The sequence below is a fragment of the Ferrovibrio sp. GW821-FHT12B10 genome (genome assembly GCF_058807515.1).
The window spans coordinates 896,433-919,708 of record NZ_JBXAQT010000001.1 but is presented as its reverse complement, the minus strand read 5'-3'; the positions used below and the strand labels follow the sequence as shown (position 1 = coordinate 919,708).

Here is a 23,276-nt window from a genome sequence, read left to right as displayed (position 1 = left end):
GGATATAACGGTGGATCGCCAGATGTTGGGCGATTTTGATCGCAATGGTTATGTGGTGCTTCGCAAGGCTTTTTCCGAGCAGTTGCAGCATAATCTCCTATTGGCGTTACGTGGCACGATCATTGGCCAGGTGAGATATGCCGGCAAATCCCATCTGCTGCCTGAGCCGCCGACTGACCTGCGCGATTTCTTTGAGAACTATGTTCTAGCCGTGGAAAAGCTGGAGCACCGCATTCTGTATCGGGTCTATGAGACCTTTTATGATACGGCGGCCGCTACGGCGATTTTCATGAGTCAGCCGCTGCTTGGCATCTCGGCTTCGATACTGGGTGCGCCCGAAGGTCAGCTGTTCATTGCCAGCAACCGTGTTCGCATCGATCCTCCCGGCCCGGCGCCGTATCGCCTGGATTGGCACCAGGAAAGTGGATACACGCGCAGCAAGGCTCGGGAAATTCAATACTGGGCGCCCCTTGTTTTCCCTTCGTCATGGGAGAACGGCAGCATTGAAGTTGGTGTTGGTTCCCATGTCGGGGGGCGCGTTACCGAAAGCATCGCCGAGGCCGTCGCGCGTGAAGCGGGTGGCGTGAAGTCGGGCGCAACGCAGAACAAGGTGCCAGAAGACTATGTCGCCAAATTCCCGGTGGAGCTGGTCGAGATCGAGCCGGGCGATGTCCTGCTGTTCTCCTGCGATCTGCTGCATCGCTCTTCGGATCCGACCCGGCAGACCCGGATGAAATACTCGGTTGTCGGGCGCTTTACCGATGCCGGGTCGCATGAATTCTCGCCGTATGAGGGCTTGCCGAACTGGTAATCGGCGCGCTTAGCGCTGCCGCGCCAAGTTCAATGTCTTGTCTTTGGCTTGATCGATCCACCAGGTCTCGATCAGGCCGACATCATAGGCCGGTTTGACTGCCGGGCGGGCGAAGCGGTCCCAATAACCCAGCTTCACCGTGCCGCTGTACCAGTGCGGGATGACATACCAGTTCCACATCAGCACGCGGTCGAGCGCCCGGGTGGCGGCACGCATCTCGTCACGATTGCGGGCGGCAACGATATGCTCGACCAGATCGTCGACCACCGGGTCCTGGACCCCGGAGAAGTTGAAGCTGCCGATCGTGGTGGCGGCGCGGCGGGCCCAGTAGTTCCGCTGCTCGACGCCGGGGGTGAGCGGCTGGGCGAAGCGGCGCGACATGATGTCGTAATCGAAGGCGCGCATGCGGTTCTCGAAGGTGGAATTATCCACCATGCGCAGGCTGACGCTAATGCCAATGAGCTCGAGGTTGCGCGCAAAAGGATTGATGAAGCGCTGGAAGCTCGGCTCATACATCAGGAATTCCAGCTCGAAGGGCTTGCCCTTGGCATCCACCAGCTTGCCATCCACCACCCGCCAGCCGGCCTCTTTCAGCAGCTCCTGTGCCCGCTTCAGGTTGGCGCGGTTACGGCCCGAACCGTCGCTGACCGGCGGTTGGTATTCGGTCGTGAAGACTTCTGCCGGCACGCGGCCGCGGAAAGGCTCCAGCAGCTTGAGCTCGGCCTCCGACGGCAGGCCGGTGGCGGCCAGATCCGAATTCTCGAACATCGAGCGGGTGCGTTTGTACAGGCCGTAGAACAGTGTCTTGTTCGCCCATTCATAATCATAGGCGAGGTTGATCGCCTGCCGCACGCGCGGATCGGCCAGATGCGGCTTGCGGGTGTTGAGGAACCAGGCCTGTACACCGGACGGCGTTTCATCCTTCAGCACCTCGCGCTTGATGCGGCCCTGGTCGAAGGCCGGCTTACCCTGATAGCCGGTGGCCCACACCCGCGCGATCACCTCTTCGCGGAAGTCGTACTCGCCCGCGAAAAAGGCCTCCACCGCAATGTCGCGGTCGCGGTAATAGTCCTCGCGGATCCAGTCGAAATTGTAGCGGCCGCGATGCACCCCCAGGTCTTTCGCCCACCAGTCCTTGACGCGTTCAAACACCAGGGTGCGGCCGGCATCCACGCGGCTGATGCGATAGGGGCCGGATCCGGTGATCGGTTCCATGGTCGGCGCGGCGAAGGCACGATCCTTGAACCAGGCCTTGGGCAGGATTGGCAGTTGCGCCACGATCAGCGGCAGGTCGCGGCGGCTTTCAGTTTCCTTGAAACGGAAGATCACGCGGCGTGGCCCTTCGGCCGTCACGCTCTCCACATCGCGAAGCGTCAGCTGATACAGCGGATGGCCTTCATCCCGGGTGGTTTCCACCGTGAAGACGACATCCTCGGCAGTCACCGCCTTGCCGTCATGCCAACGCGCCTGCGGATGGATATTGAACGCGGCCCAGCTGCGGTTGGGCGCCAGCTCGGCGCTTTCGGCCAGGTCGCCATAGACCGCATCCGGCTCATCGACGGCGCGGGTCATCAGGCTCTGGAAGGTCAGGCCCAGATTCTGCGCCATTACGCCTTTGAGGACGAGGGGGTGCAGGCTGTCGAAGCCATTGAGCTGCCAGCTGCGCAATTCGCCGCCCTTGGGCGCATTGGGATTGACGTAGTCGTAGTGCTTGAAGCCGGCAGGGTATTTGAGGTCGCCGAAGGCGGACAGGCCGTGGCGCGGCGTGGCTTTCTCCTGGGCAGCGACGGCACCACTGAGCAGCAGCGCCAGCAGGAAAAAGGGCGCCGCCGCCTTCACGCCGCCTGGCCCTCGGCCAGGTTGAGGCGGTTCCGCAGATGGGTTTTCACCACCGGCCACTCGGCCGGCAGGATGCTGAACACGACGGTGTCGCGCAGGGTGCCGTTCACGCCGATCTGGTGGCTGCGCAGGATGCCGTCCTGTTTGGCCCCCAGCCGGGCAATCGCCTCGCGGCTCTGATGATTGAAGAAATGCGTGCGGAATTCGACGGCAATGCAGTCCAGTGGCTCAAAGGCATACTGCAGCAGCATCAGCTTGCAGCGCGTGTTGAGTGCGGTGCGCTGCACGGCCTTGCGATACCAGGTGGAGCCGATCTCGACGCGACGGTTGGCGGCGTCGACATTCATGTAGGTGGTCATGCCGACAGCCTTGCGGCTTGCCTTGTCGATCACGGTGAAGGGCAGCATCGAGCCCTTCTCCTGCAGTCCCAGCCGGCGGTCGATCTCGGCCGTCATCTTGTCCGGCGTCGGGATCAGCGTGTACCACAGCGTCCATAGTTCGCCGTCCTTCACGGCCTCCACCAGGTCGTCATGATGGTCGTGGCTCAGCGGCACCAGGGAAACGGCGCTGTCTTGAAGAGTAACGGGTTTAAGCCAGGTCATGATGGGGCGCTTTGCTTACTGGGGCTTGCTGGTGTTGAGCTTGGCCGCCTTGGCGGGATCGATCCACCAAGCCATGAAGTCGACGCCGTTCTTGGGGTAGGTCGCGGTCTTTCCGAACTTGTCCCAATAGGCGATGCGGCTGGAGCTGTAGCCCAGCGTCGGCACAATGTAGTTGTTCCAGGTCAGCGCGCGATCCAGCGCACGCGTCGTCGGGATCAGGGCAGCGCGCGATGGTGCGGCGATCACGGCCTCGATCAGCGCGTCGATGGCCGGATTCTTGATGCCGGCGATGTTGCGCCCGCCCGGATTGTCGGCAGCAGCAGAGGAATAGAAGCTGCGCTGCTCGTTGCCCGGCGAATTCGACTGACCCCAGCCGGAATAGACGACGTCATAGTCGAAGCTGCGGATGCGGTTGACATACTGCGCGCTGTCGACGGTGCGCATGTTTAGCGTGATGCCCAGTCGCTGCAGGCTCTGCGCCCAGGGTGCGCCCATGCGTTCATAGGTGGCGTCCTGCAACAGCAGCTCGACAACCAGTGGCTCGCCCTTCTGGTTGACCAGCTTGCCATTCTTGATTTCCCAGCCGGCGGCTTTCAGCAGTTGCGTCGCCTCGCGCAGGTTCTTGCGATCCTGGCCGCTGCCATCCGAGACCGGCGCTTTCCAGGCCGGGCCGAAGACTTCCTTGGGCAGCTTGTCGCGCAGCGGCTCCAGCAGCTTCAGCTCTTCCGCCGAGGGCTCGCCGCGGGCGGCGAAGTCTGAGTTTTCGAAATAGCTGTTCGGGCGATAATAGGCGCCATAGGCCATGTTCTTGTTGTACCACTCGAAGTCCCAGGCCAGTCCCAGCGCCTGGCGCACGCGGATATCCTGGAATTTTTCGCGACGGACGTTGAAGACGAAGCCGCCGATACCGCCCGGGCGTTCGTGTTTCACCTCTTCCTTTTTCACCAGCCCCTGCGTGACGGCCGGGAAGTCGTAGAAGATCGCCCACTCGCGGGCGCTGTTCTCGCTGCGGAAATCATACTGGCCCGACTTGAAGGCTTCGCGCGCCACGGTCTGGTCGCGATAGACGTCGTAGCGGATGCGATCGAAATTATAGCGCCCCTTGTTGATCGGCAGGTCCTTGCCCCACCAATCGTTGCGGCGTGCATACACGATGGTGCGGTTCGCCTCGAAGCTTTCGATGCGATAGGGGCCCGAGCCTTCCCACTTCTCCAGTGTCACCTTGTCGAAGCCGCGCTTTTCCCAATCGGCCTTCTGCAGCACGGGCAGCTGGCCCATGATCTGCGGCAGTTCGCGATTCTTGGGTCCGGTGAAGTGGAACTTCACCTTGCGCGGCGCCAGCGCCTCGGCCTTCTGCACATTGCCGTAGTAATACTGGTACATCGGCTCGCCGTTGGCCTTGATCTGCTCGAAGCTCCAGACCACATCCTCGGCGGTGATCGGTTTGCCGTTGGCCCACTTGGCCTCGGCGCGCAGGTTGAAGACGATCCAGCTCAGGTCGTCCGGCACCTCGACATTTTCGGCGATCAGGCCGTATTCCGACAGGTCGTCGTCCGGCGTTTGCGACATCAGGGTTTCGTAGATCACGCCAAGGCCGGGCGCTTCGTCACCTTTCGGGATGAAGGGATTGAAGCTGTCGAAGCCACCGGGCGTGGACAGCTTCAGCTCACCGCCCTTGGGTGCGTTCGGATTGACGTAATCCAGCTGCTTGAAACCGGCGGGGTATTTGGGCGCATCCCCCAGGGTCAGCGCATGGCTGACCGTGCCGGTGGCGGTCTGGGCGTGGAGAAGGACGGGTGTGCTGAGCGTAAGACCGAGAACCAAGGTGGGCAGCAGCAGGCGTCGCATCAGGTCACTCCCAATAAGGTCAGACTCCAGACAGGTACTGCATGGCAGTGTCATGCAGGGCCGGATTGGCCGAGGCCAGGACGCGCGACTTGCCGCGCATCTCCAGCGGCTTGCCTTCCCAGTCAGTGATGACGCCGCCGGCGCCGGCGACCACCGGGCCCAGTGCCGCGTAATCATAGGGCTGCATCCGGCCATCCAGTGCCAGATCGGCAAATCCGGACGCCAGCATAGCATAGGCAATGCAGTCGCCGGACATGCGATTGATGCGGCAGGCCTTTCGCAATGTCGTGAACGCTGCCAGCTCGGCGTCGCTGAAGCTGTCGACATAGGTGGTCATCACCACGGCGTCCTTGAGGGCGCGGTCGGCATTGGTGCGGGCCGGCTGGCCGTTATAGACAGTGGGACGGCCAGCGGCGCCGAGCCAGCGGTCGGCCATGATCGGCTGGTCGATCACGCCCAGCACCGGGCGGTTCTCGTAGGTGAGGGCAATCAGCGTGCCGAAGATCGGCAAGCCGCTGACGAAGCTTTTGGTGCCGTCGATGGGATCGAGAATCCACTGCCAGGCGGCATCCGTGCGCACCGGGCCGAATTCCTCGCCGAAGATGCCGTGATCGGGATAGCGCGCCTCGATGGCCTTGCGCATCGCGGCCTCGGCATTGCGGTCGGCAATGGTCACCGGCGAGGCATCGGCCTTGCTGACGACGTCAATCGGTTTGCGGAAATGCGGCCGGATCTCGGCGCGGGCCAGGTCGCCCAGATGGTGGGCGAAGGCGACGAGGTCGTCGGCCTGGGAAACAAAAAGGGCCGGGATGTCTGTCATGGCGACCGCCCGGCCCTTTGTATGTTCGATACGATATGAAACGCTTACGGCAGCGGCTTCGGGCTGTCGGACAGCGAGCGCAGATAGGCGATCAGGTCGGCGCGCTCCTTCGAGCTCTTGGCGCCGGCGAAGGCCATCTTGGTGCCCGGGGCATAGGCCTTCGGGTTCTTCAGGAAGGCGTAGAGGCTGTCATAGGTCCATTCGCCGCCGGTCTTCTTCAGGCCGTCGGAATAGGCGAAGCCGGCCATATGGCCCTTGGGCGACTGCACGATGTCGAACAGGTTCGGGCCGACCTTGGCCGGGCCGCCCTTTTCCACGCTGTGGCAGGCGGCGCACTTGCCGAAGGCCTTCTTGCCGTTGTCGGCGCTGGCGGCAGCCAGCAGGCCGGCGACCGGCGGATCGGCTTCCTCGGCGGCAGCCGGACCGGCGCCACCGGCGGCCGGAGCATCCGGCACGTCGATCTTGTAGGCAGCTTCGGCGAGCTTCTTGGGATGGACCAGCATGTTGCCGACCTGGTTCACGCCCATGATGATCAGCAGGGCGAACAGCGCGGCGCCGGCAATTTTATTAAGCTCAAAACTATCCATCGGGGAAGCTCCTGGAGGCGACGGAGGACGGTTCCGGCCAAGTATCCGAAACCGCCTGAAAATCGCCGGGAGATTAGCGGCTTCCCCGACCCGTCCGCAACCCGTATATATCCGCAGGTTCAGGGCCTTGGCCCACTCCGGCTGCGGCGAAGTGCCGCACCGGACCTGTGTCCGATCTCGCTGCTTTTTCAAGGCTTAAGAAATGACCGCGGCCCAAGAAAGTCACCTGCCGAAAAACCCGATCGTCCTGATCCCGTCGCGACTCGCCTCGACCCGGCTGCCCGACAAGCCTCTGGCCGATATCCACGGCTTGCCGATGATCGTCCATTGCCTGCACCGGGCCCGGGAGGCTGGCTTCGGCCGGGTGGCTGTGGCCTGCGGCGACCAGGCCATCGCCGACGCCATCCAGGCCCATGGCGGCGAGGCCGTGATGACCGACCCGAACCACCCGTCGGGATCGGACCGGATTTTCGAGGCCCTGCGCCGGCTCGACCCCGAGGGGCGGCACGATGCGGTGGTGAATTTCCAGGGCGACCTGCCGGCCATCGACCCGAAGGTGGTGGCCGCCGCGCTCACGCCCCTGAACGACGCCGCCATCGACATCGCCACGCTCGCCACACCGATCACCGACGCGCATGAGGTCGACGATCCCAATGTGGTGAAGGCGGTGCTCAGCCTCGCACCCGGCCAGGCCGTCGGCCGTGCGCTGTATTTCAGCCGTCGCCCGGTGCCGTCGGGTGAGGGGCCGCTGTGGCATCATATCGGCATCTACGCCTATCGCCGCGCGGCGCTCGAACGCTTCGTCACGCTGAAGCCGTCGCCGCTGGAACTGCGCGAGAAGCTGGAGCAGCTGCGTGCGCTGGAAAACGGCATGGCCATTGCGGCGGCTGTCGTTGACACGCTTCCGCTCGGTGTCGATACTCCCGCCGATCTCGCGCGCATCCGCGCGGTGATGCAGCCCAAATCATCATAGAAACCGAGCCCGCCATGTCGCCTGTCGCCACCATTGCCACGGACGCCACCGATCCTGCCAAGGTCGTGGCTTTTCAGGGTGCGCCGGGCGCCTATTCGCATCTGGCCTGCCGCGAGGCGCTGCCCGATCTGGTGCCGCTGCCGTGCCCCAGCTTCGAGGATGCTTTCGCCGCCGTGCGCGAGGGCCGGGCGGCCTGTGGCCTGATCCCGATCGAGAATTCCACCGCCGGCCGCGTGGCCGATATCCACCAGCTGCTGCCCGAGGGCAACCTCTACATCACGGCCGAGCATTTCCTGCGCGTACGGCACCAGCTGCTGGCGCCCAAGGCCGCGTCGCTCAAGACCGTGAAGCGCGTCTACAGCCATGTGCAGGGCCTGTCACAGTGCCGCAAGGTGATCAAGGAGCTCGGCCTCGAGGCCGTGGTCGCCAGTGACACCGCCGGTTCGGCCAAGGATGTGTCGGAACGCAACAGTGTCGAGGAAGCTGCCATCGCCTCGACGATTGCCGGCGAACTCTATGGCCTGCAGGTGCTGCGTCCCGATATCGAGGACAACGCGACCAACACCACGCGCTTCATCAAGCTGGAGCGCCAGCGCCGCGATCCCGCCCCGAAGGCGGCCAACAGCCTGACCGCGATCATGTTCCGCGTGCGCAGCGTGCCGGCCGCGCTCTACAAGGCGCTGGGTGGGTTCGCCACCAACGGCGTCAACGTGGTGAAGCTGGAAAGCTACTTGTCCGACGGCTTCAAGGTGGCGGAATTCTATGCCGAGATCGAAGGCCATCCGGCGCAGAGGAGCGTCGATCTGGCCTTGCAGGAGCTCGAATATTTCAGCTCCTTCCTCAAGGTGATCGGCGTCTTCACCGCGCATCCCTTCCGGTCCCAGGACTGAAGCTGCACAAACCTTCCAGACCGGGCTGGGATTCGGTGTCCTCATGGCGGCATGAGCCTTGAGCAATCCGCTGCCTTTTTCCTGTTTTCCCTGATCGCCGCGATCACGCCCGGCCCCAGCAACGTGTTGCTGGTCGCGGCCGGTGCGCAGGCCGGCTTCTGGCGCGGGCTGCCCTGTCTGACCGGCGTCTCGGCCGGCATGGGGTCGATGATGTTTATCGCGGCCTACGGTCTGGGCAGCATCCTGCTGGCGCATCCGCAGGTTCTGCTGGCGGCGCGCATCGCCGGCGCGGCCTTCCTGCTCTGGCTCGCCTGGAAGATCGCCAGCGCGCCGCCCTCGCGCGACGATGCGGCAGCGCCGCGACCGGTGGGGTTCTTCGGCGCGGCGGCACTGCAATGGATCAATCCGAAAGCCTGGATGGTCAGCCTGGGTGCGGTTGCCACCTATCTGCCGGCAGAGGCGGGCGATGCCATGCTGCGCTCGCTCGGCTTCGCGCTGGTCTTCGTGGCAGCGGCGCTGCCCAGCGGCCTGGTCTGGCTGCTCTTCGGCGTGGCGGCCCAGCGCCTGCTGCGCGATGCGCGGCGGCAACGTATCTTCAACATCGCTATGGGTCTGGCGCTGGCCGCCTCGGTGACCATGATCCTGCGCTGATGTCACACCATCCCGCTTGCGAAAGCCCGAGGTCATGCAACCGCATCGCCCGCGCGGGCTGACATTTTTGTGTAGGGCGGCCCCTAAAATTTCATCCGGACTGCCGCGCTTCGCTGCATAATGTGGCCATGACGACGCTGACGCGACGACAGGCGCTTATGACGGCTGGCGCGGCCCTGCTGCTGCCGGCCGTTGCGCGTGCTGCTGTCATGCCGACGGAGGCCGATGTGGTGATCGTCGGCGCCGGCCTCGCCGGCCTGAGCGCCGCGCGGCTGCTGAAGGAGCGCAATCGCAGCGCCGTGGTGCTGGAGGCGCGTGAGCGCATCGGTGGCCGCATCCGTGCCGAGATGCTGGGCGCCGGCATCCAGGCCGATCTCGGTGCATCCATGCTGCGCTCTGCCGATATCAATCCGCTGGTCGCCGAGATGCGGCGCAACGATGCGCGCCTGCAGGCCGATGACGGCGACTTCTGGCTGTTTGACGGCAACAAGGATGCCGACGGCCATGACTATGACGCCCTCGGCTTCGTCTATGACAAGCTGGATGACGCGCTGCTGGATGCGCGCACGTTGCGCAGCGACGTCACGCTGGCGAGCCGCGTCAAGCTTGATGGAAAATGGGCCGATACGGCGCGCGCGCTGGCCGGGCCTTTGCATGTCGGCATCGAATATGGTGCCGTCTCGGCGCTGGATGCGCCACGGCTGTCGGGCACCGGCAACGACGCCTGGCTGAATGGCAGCTTCGGCGCCTGGGTGCAGCAGTATGGCCAGGGCCTGCCGGTTTTCACCGGCCGGCCGGTGGTGCGGATCGACTGGGGTGGCGACCATGTCACTGTCGCCACAGCCGATGGCGAGCTGCGCGCCGAGGCCTGCATCGTCACCGTGCCGCTCGGCCTGCTGGCGCGCGAGGGCATCGTCTTCCAGCCTGGGCTGCCGCAACCGCAGCGCGACGCGCTCGGCCGCACCGGCATGGGGCTGATCGACCGCATCGCGCTGCATTACGAACCCGGTAGCTTCGAGGCGCCGGCCAATACCCAGGCGCTGCCGCGCATCAGCGGCACGCGCGGCATGAGCTTCCGCATCAATGCACAGGGTCTGCCGCTGGCGGTCGCCACCGTAGGCGGCGACTATGCCCGCGAACTGGAGGCGCAGGGCGAGGCGGCAATGATCAGCGCGGCGCGCCTGCAGCTGAAAGCCATGTTCGGCGAGGCGCTGGATCGCCGTTTCCTCAAGGGCGCGGCCTCTGCCTGGGGGCGCGATGATTTCAGTCGCGGCGCCATCGCCACCGTGCGGCCGGGCTTCGCCACCGCACGTCGCAATGCCGGCCGCGCGCTCACCAGCGCCACCGGCCGGTCGAGGGTGCTGTTCGCTGGCGAGGCTTTTGCGCCGGTCGACTGGATCGGCACGGCCACCGGCGCCTGGCTCTCGGGCCGGCAGGCGGCCGCGGAAGCGCTCCGGTTGTTCGGCTGACGGGTCCGATGATCGAGAATTATCAGGGCTTCACCATCTATCAGGATGTGAATGGCGGCGCGTATATCGCCACCGGCCTTTGCATCATCCTGCTGGGAATATTCCTGGCGAACCGGCGTGCCATGATCGAACGCATGGGGGCCCGCAAATTCAACATCCTGATCGCGAGCATGACCGCGGCGATGCTCGGCTGTTTTGCACTGTCGGTGTGGGTATACCGTAATGGCCAGCCGACAGTGCTGGCCGTGGCCACGCCGCAGTATTTCTACTGTGCCGGAGCAGGCCAGAGCATCCGATGGTCCGATATTGAACATCTGACGCTCGATACGACGCGGAGTGGCCGGCGCAACACTCTGAACGGATATGTCATCAATGCGGTGCTGAGAAATGGCGGAACGGCAGCCGGCAGTGCTGGGGTTGAGCGCCGGGTTCAGTGCCGTCTGAGCAGTATGGGCGTTTCGGTCGATGATGTCGCTCGGGTGCATGCCTACTGGCTGCATTACCGGCAGGGAAGGCAGCCGTGACTCTATTGTAAAAACCCCGGACCAATTTGGTTCGGCTTGCCTGTCCGTGGTGCGCGGCCCGATACTGCACGCAATCCTTTCCCACTCAGAAACTCTCCCCGTCAGCAGAAAGTCCCGCCCGTGAAATTCCGCAATCTCGGTACCTCCGGCCTTCTGGTTTCCGAAGTCGGCCTCGGCTGCAACAATTTCGAGATGCGCCTTGACCTCGAAGCCTCGCGCAAGGTGATCCACAAGGCGCTCGACCTGGGCATCACGCTGTTCGATACCGCTGATATCTACGGTAACAAGGGCGGCTCCGAGACCCAGATGGGCAAGATCCTCGGCGCCCGCCGCAAGGACATCGTGCTGGCCACCAAGTTCGCCATGCCGATGGATGACGAGGGCAAGAAGGTCGGCGCTTCGCGCCGCTACATCATGAAGGCGGTGGAAGACAGCCTGACCCGCCTGCAGACCGATTACATCGATCTCTACCAGCAGCACCAGCCTGATCCGCGCACGCCCATCGACGAGACGCTGCGCGCACTGGATGACCTGATCCGCCAGGGCAAGGTGCGCTATATCGGCAATTCCAATTTCGCCAGCTGGCAGCTCGCCGATGCCGACTGGACCGCGAAGCAGCTCGGCACCCATCGCTTCGTTTCGGCCCAGGATGAACTCAGTCTGGTCTTCCGCAAGGCCGAAGCCGAGCAGCTGCCGGCCTGCGAACGCTTTGGGCTGGGGTTCCTGCCATTCTTCCCGCTCGCCAGCGGGTTGCTCACCGGCAAGCACAAGGCTGGCGCCGCCGCCGAAGGCTCGCGCCTGGCCAACACCCAGCGCCTGGCCGACCGCTACATGACGCCGGCCAATCTGGCTACCGTGGAGCGCCTGCGCGGCTGGTGCGACAAGCGCGGCATCGGCATGACCGAGCTGGCTTTTGCCTGGCTGCTGGCCAAGCCGCAGGTGTCCAGCGTGATCGCTGGCGCCACCAAGCCCGAACAGCTGGAGCAGAATGTGAAGGCGGGTGAGACGGTGCTGTCGGCTGACGATCTGGCCGAGATCACCAAGCTGCTGGAAGGCTGACACGACTCCGCGTCATGCTGCCATTACCTCCTGAGCCGTTTGTTTTTACCGACGACTATGGTTTTTCCACGACTGCGATTTTCCTCGTAGTGCTGGTCATCGGCGCAGTCGTTTGGGGCAAAGGACATCAGGTCATTGCCAAGCACGGGCCTTTCAAAGGAGGCCTGATCGTCAATGGTGGCAGGCTTGTTGCAGTTTTCTCGGTCGCTGCGGTGATCTGGAACCTCTTCATCGCAGAACCCTATCCGGTCCTTACTCTGGATGGAGACGGTCTGCGGTGCTCAAGCCACAAAAATTATACACTTTCATGGAGCGATGTGACGGCCGTCCAGGTCGAGTACGAAACCAGGAGACGCAGCGGCGTATATGAGGTGGGTATCACGTATATTGATCGTGCGGAGCGTGTGCCGCGTGAGTGGCAGACAACGTGCCAAATAAGGGCGGCGGGCATTCCGACCGAGGTGGCCGCTCACATCACAACGTACTGGCGAAACGCTGCGGCGCGCCTGAAATCTCCAACCTAATAGCCGGCCTTGCCGCTTTCCATGTCGGCGCGCATCTGCATGGCGTAGTCGCGGTAATCCACTTCCAGCGTATAGCGTGCGCTATCGACATAGCGCCGCTTCACGCCGCGCCAGTGTTCGTTCACTTCCGCCTGCATGGCATTGCGCGGCGGCAGGGCGATCTGACCTGCCAGCACGCCGGCCAGCCAACGCGACTGGATTTCGACCAGCGGAATGGTGGCGCCGATCGGCTGCACCAGCCCGGCGAAATACAGCCCTGGTTGCGTCACGGCCAGCATGCGGCGATATAGCTGCGGCGCCTCGTTGTCTTTCACGCTGAACAGCGCCGGATCGAGGAAGGGGAAGCTGGTCTTGTAGCCGGTGGCATAGATGATGGCATCGAAGTCGTCTTCGCTGCCATCGGCGAAGCGGATGCGTGCGCCCTTCAGTTCGGCCACATTCGGCTTCACCCTGATCCAACCATGGCCGATATACGGTAAAAGTTCCTGGCTGATGGTGGCGTGCTCGCGCCACATCGGATGCTTCGGCGTCGGCATGCCATAGCGGCGCTGGTCGCCCACGGTGAGGTACATCAGCTTGTTGACGATCATGCGGGCCAGCACGGTCGGCAGCTTAAGCTTGCGCGAGAAGAAAGCGCCCCAGCGGTCGGTCGGAATGCCCATGATGTATTTGGGCATGATCCAGGCGCCGCGTCGCGTCGACAGCGTCACGCTGCGGGCGCGGCGGCAGAGATCGACCGCGATATCGACGGCGGAGTTGCCGATGCCGACCACCAGCACACGTTTGTCGTCGAAAGGCTCGGCCGTCTTATAGGCATGCGAGTGGATCGCCATGCCATCGAACTGCCCGGGGAAATCCGGCAGGCGCGTATCCCACAGATGGCCGTTGGCGACGATCACGGCGGCAAAGCGCTTGGTTTCGCCGCTGTCGAGCGTCACATCCCAGGCGCCGTCACCGGCCGGCGTCACCGATGTTACGCTGGTGCGGAAGCGGATATGCGGCCGGATGCCGAAACGCTCGGCGTAATCGTCGAGGTATTTCATCACCTGCCAGTGCGAGGGGAAATCCGGCAGGTCGTCGGGCGTTGGGAAATCGGGGTATTGCAGGTTCTTGCGGCTAGTGTCGATATGCAGACTGCGATAGGCGGCTGAGACGCCGTTGTCGTTGTTGTAACGCCAGTTGCCGCCGATATCCGAGCCCTTCTCGAAACATTCGAAATCCAGGCCCTTGTCCTTCAGCGCCTTGGCGGCGGCGATGCCTGACGACCCGGCGCCGATGATGCAGATGGGATCACGGGCGGCCATGTTTACGCCGTCTCCCGTGCGGATTCCAGATAGGCGTCGATGATGGCGTCAAAACCGGCATCGGGCAGGATGCCGTGCTTGCGCGCCAGCTTTGAGTCGAACCGCTTGGGCCAGCCGTCGACAATCGCCTGCAGCGCCGGATCGTGCTTCCACTGCACCTGACCCAGCTTGCGTCCGTCGCTGTGGCGGCCGACGCTGTCGACCATATCGGCGACGCTGACACTGAGCGCGGGCAGGTTGAAGGCGCGGCTGGCGCCGAATGCGCTGGCCGGCAGGTCATGCACGCGGATCAGGCCACGCGCCACCGCCTGCACCGAGACCAGCGGCACCAGCGTATCGGCGCGCAACGGGCAGGCGACAATGCGGCCATGCAGCGGTTCGCGGGCGATGGCGGCCACGCGGTCGGAGACCGATTGTCCACCCCCCTGGTGATTGGTGGGCGGACGGATGACGACAATGGGCAGGCGCAGGCAACGGCCATCGATCACGCCATGGCGGCTGTGGTCGTTGATCAGCTGTTCGGCGATCACTTTATGCGTGCCATAGGACGTCTGCGGTGTCTGCGGCGTGCTGTCGTCCACGGTCTCGGGCAGGGCGCCGCCGAACGTGGCGATGGAACTGGCGAAGACAATTTTCGGCGCAGAGTCTTGTGTGCGGCAGAGGTCCAGCAAGCCGAGCAGGCTCAGCACGTTGGCCTCAATGCCCTGCGCGATGTCGCGCTCGGCATCGGTGGTGAGCGCCGCGGCCAGATGGAACAGGCTGTCGATGCCGCCGGCGAAAACCCGGCCGCGAAAAGCAGGATCGCGCAGATCGCCGGTCTCATGCCGCAGGGCGATGCCGTCGATCATGCCGGCCGGGGCGTCGAAGGGACTGCGGTCGACCAGCACCAGTTCGCTGATCGGGAGAAAGTCCTGTGCGGAATCGGCCAGCTGGCCGGTCTTGATCAATGCTGCGGTCAGTTCCCGGCCGATAAAGCCTGCTGCACCGGTGATGACAACGCGCATCACGTCTCCCGTTTGTTGGTCGTTTCTTTTTTATGGCGCATCATTAATCCGGAGCAGGATCAGTGACGCAACCAAAAAATCCGGAGGCGGAGGGTCGGAGCAAAGAAAGCGGGCGGGTCATGATGACCCGCCCGCAGGATACCGACTATTCGGTCTGTTTGGTTATTCGGCTTCGATGCCGGCGGCCTTCACAACCTTGGCCCATTTGTCGGTTTCGCTGACCACGAAATCGGCCAGTTCCTTGCGGCTGCTGGATTTCGGCTCGATGCCGGCGGCCATCAGCTTGTCCTGGATTTCCTTGTCCTTGATGGCGGTCGCCATCGCGGCCTGCAGCTTGTCGGCAATCGGCGCCGGCGTCTTGGCGGGCAGCCAGGCGGCGAACCAGGCCGTGATTTCATAGCCCGGTACGCCCTGGCTGGCGATGGTGGACAGGCCCGGCGCGACCGGCGAGGGGCCCTTGGTCGACACGCCCAGTGCCTTCACCTTGCCGGCATTTGCCTGCGGCAGGGTGGTGGACACGTCGGCGATCATCAGATGCACCTGGCCGCCCAGCAGATCGGTCACCGCCTGCGGATTGCTTTTGTAGGGCACATGCACGATGTCGGTCCCGGTCATGGTCTTGAACATCTCGACGCTGATGCGTGCCGAGCTGGAGCCGGCGCCGAAGCTGAGCTTGCCCGGATTGGCCTTCGCATAGGCGATCAGTTCCGGCACCGTGTTTACCGGCACTGACGGGCTGACCACCAGCGCCATCGGAATGGTGCCAAGCATGCTCACGGTCTCGAAATCCTTCACGGCATCATAAGGCAGCTTTTTCAGCATGCTCTGGTTGGCGGCATGTGTGGTGTTGGTCGAGATCAGCAGGGTGTAGCCGTCCGGCGCGGCGGTCGCCACCTTCTGCGCCGCGATCACGCCGTTGCCGCCCGCGAGGTTTTCCACCACCACCGACTGCTTCAGGTCGCGGGTGATGCGGTCGCCGACCACGCGGGCCACCGTGTCGGTGGCGCTGCCGGCGGCGAACGGCACGATGAACTTGATCGGCCGGTTGGGATAGTCGCTCTGGGGGAAAGCTGCGGCGGGTGCAAGCGCCAGCAGGATGGCGAGGGATGTCAGGATACGCATGGTTTTCCTCCGTGGTTTCTTTTAAGCGGTTCGGGATTGTGCGATCAGCGGCAGCAGGGCTGCCGGCAGGGTGATGTCGAGGGTAAGCAGACGGAAGGACAGCGTCTTGCCATGGCCATCCAGGCCGAGGCTGGCGTTGACGCCGCCGTCCAGGGCGCGGTCGAGCACGAAGTTGAAGGCCCAAAGCTTTGGCAGGTCGAAACGCTGGACGTGGCTGGGATTGCGGCTGGCGAACAGCGCGGCCACGCGATCGGGCGTCGCCTGCGCGGCCACCGTCTCGAAGAAATCCGGGCGATAGCAGATCAGCGCGATATTCAGCCGGTTGCCCTTGTCGCCCGAACGGGCGTGGGCCAGCAGATGCAGCGGCACGGACGAAGGGATAATGGCGGTCACAGCAGCACCGCCTGTTCCTGCAGCAGGCTGCGCTCAATCAAACAGCTGGCGCTCGCCAGCTGCGGCACCAGATGCCGCCGCACGCCGCCGCCGCCGGCCGGGCCGGCCACATACAGCGCCTCGACCTCATCCAGCAGGTGCTTCACGGCGGCCGGGTCGGCATGGCGCGCGGCGAACCGCACACGCAGATCATCGCTGCCGTCGGTGCTCGCGGCCAGATCGGCGCCGGCGCTGTCGCCGAAGCTGGAGACCAGTCCGATGATGTCGGCGCGGATGACCAGTCCGGGCTGCGCCTTCGCCATGCGAGCACGGATGATCTCGACCGCCAGCCGTGCGCGCGCTGTGGCATTCGGCCCGGCATAGGAAATCTCAGCCTCGCCGAACCAGCCATTCTCGAAACATACGGTGGCCTTCAGGGTCTCGGGCCGGGCATGGCCGCGTGCACCACGGATAGCCACGCGATCCTCGCCCTGCTGTTCGACCTCGACATCGGTCAGGTCGAGGATCACGTCCGGTGTCAGATAGGCGGCCGGATCATGGATCTCATACAGCATCTGTTCCTTCACGGTGCGCAGGTCGACCACGCCGCCGGTATGCGCGGGCTTGGTGATGACAGCGGTGCCGTCAGAACTGACTTCGGCGATGGGATAGCCGATGTCGATGAAGTCGGATGCGTCCTTGAAGCCGGGATCGGCAAAATAGCCGCCGCTGACCTGTGGGCCGCATTCCAGCAAATGGCCCACCAGCGTGCCGGCGGCAAGGCGGTCCCAATCCTGCCAGTCCCAACCGAAGGCATGCACCAGCGGGCCGAGCACCAGCGAGGGATCGGCGACGCGGCCGGTCACCACGATCTGCGCGCCACGATCCAGCGCATCGGCGATGGCGCGCGCGCCCAGATAGGCATTGGCGGCGACGATCCTGTCGCGTCCGGCCAGCAGGTTGCCGTCGCTCTCGCGTTGCGCCAGCTCCTGCGGGCTCATGCGTGCTGAAAGGTCATCGCCTTGCACCAGGGCGATCTTCGCCTGCGGATAGCCGGCCTCTGCGGCCATGGCGGCGATGCGTTTCGCGGCGGCTTGCGGATTGGCGGCGCCGAAATTGCTGACGATGCGGATGTTGTGCTTGAGGCATTGCGCCAGCACTGGCGCCAGCAGCGGCTCCAGCGCCGGGCTGTAGCCGCCATTGGCCGGGTCCTTCAGGCGCGCCAGTTGCGCCAGCGCCAGCGTGCGCTCGGCCAAGGTCTCGAAAATCAGGAAAGAGGGTGCGCGGCTTTTGATCAGCGCCTCGACCACCGCGACGGCGGCGCCAGCCCGGTCGCCGGCAAAGCCGGCTCCGCCACCGATATGGACTGTCTTGCTGGACATTCTCTGGCCCGTTTCCTCTGTGGCCAGTCTCCGCCCTGCGATGTATAACGTCCAATATATAAGAAATATGGACTTATAATCTGTGCCTATAAATCTCAGCCTTCGCCAGCTCGAAATCTTCACCGCCACCGCGCGACTGGAAAGCTTCAGTCTCGCCGCCGCCGAGCTGCGCATCTCGCAGCCGGCGCTCAGCGTGGCGATCCGCAAGATCGAGGCTGAGCTCGCTCTGCAGCTGTTCGACCGCAGCACCCGCAGCGTGACGCTGACCGCCGATGGCCGCCATCTCGCCGCCGTGGCCGAAGATCTGCTGCGAGACGTGAAGGTTGGGCTGCAGAGCGTGGCCTCCCGCGTCAGCGGTTTGCATGGGCGCCTGGCCATCGCCGTGCTGCCATCGGTCGCCACCTCGATCCTGCCGGCGGCGCTGGAGCGGCTGCAGCGCAAATATCCCGGCATCGACGTGGCGATCTACGACGTGATGCACGAGCGCGCCGTGAAGATGGTGAGCGACGGCATCGCCGATTTCGCCGTCACCACGCGCATCGCCGATACGGCGGCGCTGGCCTATGAGGAGCTCGGCGCCGACCGCATTCACCTCGTCTGCCGTGACGATCATCCGCTGAAGGGAAAAAGCCCGCTGCCCTGGAGCGCACTGGCCGGCCATCCTTATGTGGCGATGGCCGGCAGCACGTCGGTGCGCCGGCTGGCCGATGCCGTGCTGCTGCAGGCCGATTTCGCGCTGCAGCCGCGCTACGAGGTCGAGCAGATCGCCTCCTGCATCGCGCTGGTCGCGGCAGGCCTGGGCGTCACGGCCCTGCCGGCACTCACCTTCACGATGTTTTCGACTGACAAGCTTTGCATGCGGCCGCTGATCGGCCCGGCCTTGAGCCGGCAGCTCGGTTTCCTGCAACTGAAAGGCCGGGTGCTGTCGGCGCCGGCGCGCGCGCTGACCGGGGAAATCTCGGCCGCCTTCGCGGCGGCGCGCCCTAAGCGATGATGTCGGGGATCAGCAGGTTTTCGATGCGGGTGATCTGATCCTTCAGCGCCAGCTTGCGCTTTTTCATGCGCTGGATCTGGATCAGGTTGAGGCTCGGCTGCTCGGCCAGCGCGGCAATCGCGTCGTCGAGGTCGCGGTGCTCGGCGCGCAGATCGGCGACTTTGCGCTCCAATTCCTCGGTGTCGATGGGACCGGGAAAATTCATACCGTCACTCAAGCCTACCCTTGGGCCATAAAAGCCCGCTACCATAGCATGAATGACCGAGTCCGATAGCCGCCCAAAAACCCTTTCCGCCAGCGACGTTAAGGTTCCCGGTCTCTGGGCCTTCTCGCTGGAGCTCTACGGCCGCCCGGGCGTGGCCGAAGCCTGCCTGGCCCTGCAGGACCGTTTTGGTGCCGATGTGAATCTGCTGCTGCTCGGCTTCTGGCGCGCCGCCAAGGGCTATCCCGGCTGGGAAGCGGCCGAGCTTGACCATGCCGCGCATGCGGTCGCGCCGGTGAATGCCGTGCTGCAGCCGTTTCGCGAAGCCAGGCGCGCGCTGAAGGCCCTGATCGCCGATGAACCGGCAGCGGAATCCCTCTATGCCGATGCCAAGGCGCTGGAGCTGCGGCTGGAGCAGGTGGCGCAGGCCTGGCTGGCAGCGGTGAGTCGCATCAGCCCGGCCACCAAACGCCCGCTGCCATTGTCGCGCGCCGATCATGTGGAGGCGGCGGCGACGCATCTGTCGCAGTATCTGGATCAGATAGCGGGCGGCAATGCGGAGGCGATGCAGCTGGCTGCCGATCTGCTCGGCGCGGCGCTCTCTGAGTCTTAAGGCCGGCCGCTCCAGCGCTTCACCAGGCCGCTGTCGAGCCCGAAGAGATCGAGCACGCGGCCGACCGTGTGATCGACCAGGTCCTCCAGCGTCTGCGGCATGGCATAGAAAGCCGGCATCGGCGGCGCGATGATCGCGCCCATCTCGGTCACCGCCGTCATGTTGCGCAGGTGGCCCAGATGCAGCGGCGTCTCGCGCGGCACCAGCACCAGCCGGCGGCGCTCTTTCAGCGTCACATCGGCGGCGCGGCTGAGCAATGTGCTGGTCACGCCGGTGGCGACCTCGGCCAGTGTCTTCATCGAGCAGGGCAGGATAACCATGCCCAGCGTCTGGAACGAGCCCGACGAGATCGCCGCGCCGATATCGCCAACGGCGTATACTTTGGTCGCCAGCGCCTTCACATCCTTCGCATCCCGAGTCGTTTCGTATGCGATGGTCATCTCGGCGGCCCGGCTCATGACCAGATGGGATTCGATGCCGCTGTTTTTGAGCGCTTCCAGCAAACGGATGCCATAGGTCACGCCCGAGGCGCCGGTGATGCCTACAACCAGGCGCCGCTGCGCCGGGTGTCGGATCGCCGGGATAATTTTTCCTGCACTGATCGCAGCTTGGCTGCGCTTCCTGATTTCAGGCCGCGCTTCGCCGCCCACGCGCGCGGTTTTGCCCGCTGCTCGCTTGGAGGGCGTTTTGTCAGAGGTTTTCCGTGTGCGGCGCATACAAAATTTCGCTTCTGTGAGAATTTACCAATTCGGGGCTGACAAAGCGCGAGACGAGTGCTTAGCTAACTGAAGGCGCGGACCGATGCGGTCGTGCCTCGCAGGGCGACCGCAGCTTTTGGCCGGTTGACGCGCTCCGAACCGAAAGGAGGAGCCCGCGATGAACAATTTGGCGCATCTCGACACTCTCATCGAAAAACATCACAGCCTGCAAGCGGCGATCGATGACGAGATCCACCGCCCGATGCCCGATCAGACCCGCCTCACCCAGCTCAAACGCGAAAAGCTGAAGCTGAAAGAGGCCATCTCCCGATATACCCAGTAACTGGCGTCAGCCGGGCTTCAAGTGAGCGGAGCGTAAGGCTCCTCACTTGATCGCCTTGGCTTTCTCGCGCAGTTCAAACTTCTGAATCTTGCCCGTCGAGGTTTTCGGCAGCTCGCCGAACACCACGGTTTTGGGCACCTTGAACCGTGCCAGCCGCTCCTTGCAGAAGGCGATGATGGCGTCGCCGCCTGCCTTGTCGGCGGTCGTCTGCGCGCCATTGCGCAGGGTGACGAAGGCGCAGGGCGTCTCGCCCCAATGCTCGTCCGGGCGCGCGACCACCGCGGCCTCGACGATATCGGGGTGCATGTAGAGCACGCCTTCCACCTCGATGGTGGAGATATTCTCGCCACCTGAAATGATGATGTCCTTCGAGCGGTCCTTGATCTGCATGTAGCCGCCCGGATAGAGCACGCCCAGATCGCCGGAATGGAACCAGCCGCCGGCAAAGGCCTCCTGCGTGGCCTTCGGGTTTTTCAGATAGCCCTTCATCACGATATTGCCGCGGAACATGATCTCGCCCATGGTCTCGCCGTCTTCCGGCACGCGTTCCATGGTTTCAGGATTAAGGACGGTGACGTCTTCCTCGACGTGATAGCGCACGCCCTGGCGCGCCTTCATCGCCGCCTTCTCGGGCAACGGCAGGCTGTCCCATTCTTCATGCCAGTCGCAGACCACGGCCGGGCCATAGACTTCGGTCAGGCCATAAACATGGGTGACGTCGAAGCCCATCTTTTCCATCGCAGCCAGCACCGCGGCCGGCGGGGCCGCGCCGGCCGTCATGCATTTGACACCGGGCTTCAGCTTGGCCTTCACGTCATCGGGCGCGTTGATCAGCATGGTCAGCACGGTGGGCGCGCCGCAGAAATGCGTCACGCCGTGATTCAGGAAGCTGTCGAAGACCAGCGCCGGATCCACCTTGCGCAGGCAGACATGCACGCCCGCCAGCATGGTGATGGTCCAGGGGAAGCACCAGCCGTCGCAGTGGAACATCGGCAGGGTCCACAGATAGCGCGGGTGCTTGGGCAGGTTCCAGGTCACCGCGTTGCCGACGGCATTCAGGTAGGCGCCGCGATGATGCGTCACCACGCCCTTCGGGTTGCCGGTGGTGCCCGAGGTGTAGCCCAGCGAGACCGCATCCCATTCATCGCTGACGCCGCGCCACTCCCAATCAGGATCGCCGCTTGCCAGAAATTCCTCATACTCCATTTCGCCGAACAGCTCGCCGGTGGTGCAGAGGTGATCGTCGATATCAATGACGATGGGCTTGCTGCTCGAGATATGCACCGCCTGTTTCACGACGGCGCTGTATTCGCGGTCGGTGAACAGGATTTTGGCCTCGCCATGCTCCAGGATGAAGGCAATGGCGGCGGCATCAAGCCGTGTGTTGATCGCGTTGATCACCGCGCCGGTGACGGGGATGCCGAAATGCGCTTCCAGATGGGCAGGCGTGTTGGGCGCAATGATCGCCACCGTGTCGCCGCGCTTGATGCCGCGCTTTTCCAGCGCCGAGGCCAGCCGGCGGCAGCGCTGATACAGTTCGATATAGGAATAGCGCAGCTTGCCGTGGATCACGGCCTGGTGGTTGGGAAAGACCTCGGCCGTGCGGCGCAGGAAACTCATGGGCGACAGGGCCTCGTAATTGGCCCGGTTCTGGTCGAGATCGCGGTCGTAAATCGTGGTCATTGTCCGGCAGCCCCCCTGATGGATGCCAAGCTAGAGCAAACTGTGCATCTGCGGCAACCGCCCCCGGAATATCCCTGTTTGTTGGCCAGTTTTCTTATGGGAAATGCAGGCCGAAGCCGTCTGCCAGCAGCTTCAGGCCGCAGAGGAAGACGAAGCCGTAGACAATGCGGAAGAACAGCGCGTCGCTCATCTTGTGGTGCAGGTACATCCCGAGATACACGCCGCCGACCGCCACCGGCACCAGCACGGCGCCGGTCGCCAGGTTGCCCGGGGTGAACTGGCCCAGCCACCAGTAGGGCACCAGCTTCACGTAATTCACCATGGCGAAGAAGATCACGGTGGTGGCGACGAACTTGGTCTTGTCCATCTGCTGCGGCAGCAGATAGACCTGCAGCGGCGGACCGCCCGCATGGGCTATGAAGCTGGTGAAGCCCGAACAGGCGCTCCAGAATATACCCTTGGCCATATTGGGCCGCGCCGGTTCGACCGGACCGCGCTTCAGCCATTTCTGCAGGGCGAAGACCACGGCCACGCTACCGACGATGATCTCGACGCCGCTGTTGCTGACATACCCCGCCGTCAGCGTCCCGATGGCAATGCCGATCAGGGCGCCGGGCAGGATGATCTTCATGTTTTCCTTGTCCCAGCGGCCGCGGAAGCCCCACAGGCCGGCCAGGTCCATGGCGCAGAGCACCGGCAACATGATGGCGGCGGCCTGCAGCGGCGGCAGCACCAGGCTCAGCAGCGGCAGGGCGATCAGGCTGGTGCCGGGGCCGAATCCGCCCTTGCTCATCCCCACGATCAGGACCGCCGGGAAGGCGGCCGCATAGAACCAGGGATCTGCGATCATTGGAAAATCGGTCATGGGCGGTCAGGTAGAATGTGGCGGGAAGACGGCAAGCGGTTTGGTTGCGCGGAGCGGTCGCGAAGTTTATCTTCCATATCAAGTTTACCGCCCAACA

The 23,276-nt window shown here is 64.1% G+C and carries 25 protein-coding genes; 11 read left to right on the top strand and 14 right to left on the bottom strand.

Translation table 11 applies throughout. From position 1 onward, the window contains the following. Positions 1-10 precede the first annotated feature (10 nt). Positions 11-811 carry a phytanoyl-CoA dioxygenase family protein gene (locus tag AC1RRT_RS04705; protein WP_493012624.1) on the top strand — a complete coding sequence of 267 codons (801 nt, stop codon included), beginning with the start codon at positions 11-13 and terminating at the stop codon, positions 809-811. Between the two features lie 9 nt (positions 812-820). Here AC1RRT_RS04705 and AC1RRT_RS04700 read toward each other — a convergent pair whose 3' ends face one another. Genes AC1RRT_RS04700 through AC1RRT_RS04680 form a run of 5 tightly spaced genes read right to left on the bottom strand, consistent with a single transcriptional unit; the run spans position 821 to position 6,507 of the window. Continuing rightward, positions 821-2,650 (bottom strand): extracellular solute-binding protein, encoded by a 1,830-nt coding sequence (locus AC1RRT_RS04700; protein WP_493012623.1) that lies wholly within the window; start codon positions 2,648-2,650, stop codon positions 821-823. Beyond that, positions 2,647-3,252, bottom strand: coding sequence for a GNAT family N-acetyltransferase (locus tag AC1RRT_RS04695; protein WP_493012622.1), 606 nt, complete (start codon positions 3,250-3,252; stop codon positions 2,647-2,649). The genes AC1RRT_RS04700 and AC1RRT_RS04695 overlap by 4 nt, the downstream gene beginning before the upstream one ends. Positions 3,253-3,267: 15 nt before the next feature. Continuing rightward, the gene (locus AC1RRT_RS04690) at positions 3,268-5,100 is read right to left on the bottom strand and encodes an extracellular solute-binding protein (protein WP_493012621.1); all 1,833 of its coding nucleotides are present in this window, start codon (positions 5,098-5,100) and stop codon (positions 3,268-3,270) included. Positions 5,101-5,119: 19 nt separating this feature from the next. Then, the gene (gene hisN, locus AC1RRT_RS04685; RefSeq protein ID WP_493012620.1) at positions 5,120-5,920 is read right to left on the bottom strand and encodes a histidinol-phosphatase; all 801 of its coding nucleotides are present in this window, start codon (positions 5,918-5,920) and stop codon (positions 5,120-5,122) included. A 44-nt stretch (positions 5,921-5,964) separates the two neighbouring features. Continuing rightward, a complete protein-coding gene (locus AC1RRT_RS04680; RefSeq protein WP_493012619.1) occupies positions 5,965-6,507 on the bottom strand; it encodes a c-type cytochrome in 543 nt (180 codons plus the stop codon). 202 nt (positions 6,508-6,709) lie between these two features. Here AC1RRT_RS04680 and AC1RRT_RS04675 point away from each other — a divergent pair, with 202 nt between their 5' ends. The 7 genes from AC1RRT_RS04675 (at position 6,710) to AC1RRT_RS04645 (ending at position 12,597) form a co-directional block, all read left to right on the top strand. After that, the gene (locus AC1RRT_RS04675) at positions 6,710-7,480 is read left to right on the top strand and encodes a 3-deoxy-manno-octulosonate cytidylyltransferase (protein WP_493012617.1); all 771 of its coding nucleotides are present in this window, start codon (positions 6,710-6,712) and stop codon (positions 7,478-7,480) included. A 14-nt stretch (positions 7,481-7,494) separates the two neighbouring features. Continuing rightward, positions 7,495-8,370 (top strand): prephenate dehydratase, encoded by an 876-nt coding sequence (locus tag AC1RRT_RS04670; RefSeq protein WP_493012615.1) that lies wholly within the window; start codon positions 7,495-7,497, stop codon positions 8,368-8,370. Positions 8,371-8,421: 51 nt separating this feature from the next. Then, positions 8,422-9,021: a LysE family translocator gene (locus AC1RRT_RS04665; RefSeq protein ID WP_493012613.1), complete on the top strand. Its 600-nt coding sequence runs from the start codon at positions 8,422-8,424 to the stop codon at positions 9,019-9,021. Between the two features lie 128 nt (positions 9,022-9,149). Continuing rightward, entirely contained in the window at positions 9,150-10,490 is a 1,341-nt protein-coding gene (locus tag AC1RRT_RS04660; protein WP_493012611.1) for a flavin monoamine oxidase family protein, read from the top strand. 8 nt (positions 10,491-10,498) lie between these two features. Then, positions 10,499-11,014: a hypothetical protein gene (locus AC1RRT_RS04655; RefSeq protein ID WP_493012609.1), complete on the top strand. Its 516-nt coding sequence runs from the start codon at positions 10,499-10,501 to the stop codon at positions 11,012-11,014. 120 nt (positions 11,015-11,134) lie between these two features. Next, positions 11,135-12,073: an aldo/keto reductase gene (locus AC1RRT_RS04650; RefSeq protein WP_493012607.1), complete on the top strand. Its 939-nt coding sequence runs from the start codon at positions 11,135-11,137 to the stop codon at positions 12,071-12,073. 14 nt (positions 12,074-12,087) lie between these two features. Continuing rightward, a complete protein-coding gene (locus AC1RRT_RS04645) occupies positions 12,088-12,597 on the top strand; it encodes a hypothetical protein (RefSeq protein WP_493012605.1) in 510 nt (169 codons plus the stop codon). Here AC1RRT_RS04645 and AC1RRT_RS04640 read toward each other — a convergent pair. The 5 genes from AC1RRT_RS04640 to AC1RRT_RS04620 all read right to left on the bottom strand — a co-directional run bounded on the left by AC1RRT_RS04640 (position 12,594) and on the right by AC1RRT_RS04620 (position 17,781). After that, positions 12,594-13,901, bottom strand: a complete 1,308-nt coding sequence (locus AC1RRT_RS04640; RefSeq protein ID WP_493012603.1) for a flavin-containing monooxygenase — start codon at positions 13,899-13,901, stop codon at positions 12,594-12,596. The genes AC1RRT_RS04645 and AC1RRT_RS04640 overlap by 4 nt on opposite strands. Before the next feature lie 2 nt (positions 13,902-13,903). Next, positions 13,904-14,905, bottom strand: a complete 1,002-nt coding sequence (locus tag AC1RRT_RS04635; RefSeq protein WP_493012601.1) for an NAD-dependent epimerase/dehydratase family protein — start codon at positions 14,903-14,905, stop codon at positions 13,904-13,906. Between the two features lie 162 nt (positions 14,906-15,067). Next, the gene (locus AC1RRT_RS04630; RefSeq protein WP_493012599.1) at positions 15,068-16,027 is read right to left on the bottom strand and encodes a Bug family tripartite tricarboxylate transporter substrate binding protein; all 960 of its coding nucleotides are present in this window, start codon (positions 16,025-16,027) and stop codon (positions 15,068-15,070) included. Positions 16,028-16,048: 21 nt separating this feature from the next. After that, a complete protein-coding gene (locus AC1RRT_RS04625) occupies positions 16,049-16,420 on the bottom strand; it encodes an AtuA-related protein (protein WP_493012598.1) in 372 nt (123 codons plus the stop codon). After that, complete coding sequence (locus AC1RRT_RS04620; RefSeq protein ID WP_493012596.1) at positions 16,417-17,781, bottom strand: acyclic terpene utilization AtuA family protein; 1,365 nt, start codon at positions 17,779-17,781, stop codon at positions 16,417-16,419. Before AC1RRT_RS04620 ends, AC1RRT_RS04625 begins: the two co-directional genes overlap by 4 nt. An 82-nt stretch (positions 17,782-17,863) precedes the next feature. On the opposite strand from AC1RRT_RS04620, the gene AC1RRT_RS04615 reads away from it, so the two are divergent. Beyond that, positions 17,864-18,775 carry a LysR family transcriptional regulator gene (locus AC1RRT_RS04615; RefSeq protein WP_493012594.1) on the top strand — a complete coding sequence of 304 codons (912 nt, stop codon included), beginning with the start codon at positions 17,864-17,866 and terminating at the stop codon, positions 18,773-18,775. Here AC1RRT_RS04615 and AC1RRT_RS04610 read toward each other — a convergent pair. Continuing rightward, entirely contained in the window at positions 18,765-18,980 is a 216-nt protein-coding gene (locus AC1RRT_RS04610) for a YdcH family protein (RefSeq protein ID WP_492982255.1), read from the bottom strand. The two genes, AC1RRT_RS04615 and AC1RRT_RS04610, sit on opposite strands and share 11 nt — an antisense overlap. 52 nt (positions 18,981-19,032) lie before the next feature. Between AC1RRT_RS04610 and AC1RRT_RS04605 the strand changes: the two genes are divergently transcribed. Further along, positions 19,033-19,590 carry a TIGR02444 family protein gene (locus tag AC1RRT_RS04605; protein ID WP_493012592.1) on the top strand — a complete coding sequence of 186 codons (558 nt, stop codon included), beginning with the start codon at positions 19,033-19,035 and terminating at the stop codon, positions 19,588-19,590. On the opposite strand, the gene AC1RRT_RS04600 is transcribed toward AC1RRT_RS04605, so the two are convergent. Further along, complete coding sequence (locus AC1RRT_RS04600) at positions 19,587-20,306, bottom strand: UbiX family flavin prenyltransferase (protein WP_493012590.1); 720 nt, start codon at positions 20,304-20,306, stop codon at positions 19,587-19,589. The genes AC1RRT_RS04605 and AC1RRT_RS04600 overlap by 4 nt on opposite strands. A 160-nt stretch (positions 20,307-20,466) precedes the next feature. On the opposite strand from AC1RRT_RS04600, the gene AC1RRT_RS04595 reads away from it, so the two are divergent. After that, on the top strand, positions 20,467-20,631 hold the full coding sequence (locus AC1RRT_RS04595; RefSeq protein ID WP_493012588.1) for a YdcH family protein: 165 nt from the start codon (positions 20,467-20,469) through the stop codon (positions 20,629-20,631). Between the two features lie 42 nt (positions 20,632-20,673). Here the strand turns inward: AC1RRT_RS04595 and AC1RRT_RS04590 are convergent, their stop codons facing one another. Together AC1RRT_RS04590 and AC1RRT_RS04585 are read right to left on the bottom strand one after the other, a co-directional pair. Beyond that, complete coding sequence (locus AC1RRT_RS04590) at positions 20,674-22,314, bottom strand: acyl-CoA synthetase (RefSeq protein ID WP_493012586.1); 1,641 nt, start codon at positions 22,312-22,314, stop codon at positions 20,674-20,676. Between the two features lie 94 nt (positions 22,315-22,408). Continuing rightward, positions 22,409-23,164, bottom strand: coding sequence for a sulfite exporter TauE/SafE family protein (locus tag AC1RRT_RS04585; RefSeq protein WP_493012584.1), 756 nt, complete (start codon positions 23,162-23,164; stop codon positions 22,409-22,411). Positions 23,165-23,276 lie beyond the last annotated feature (112 nt).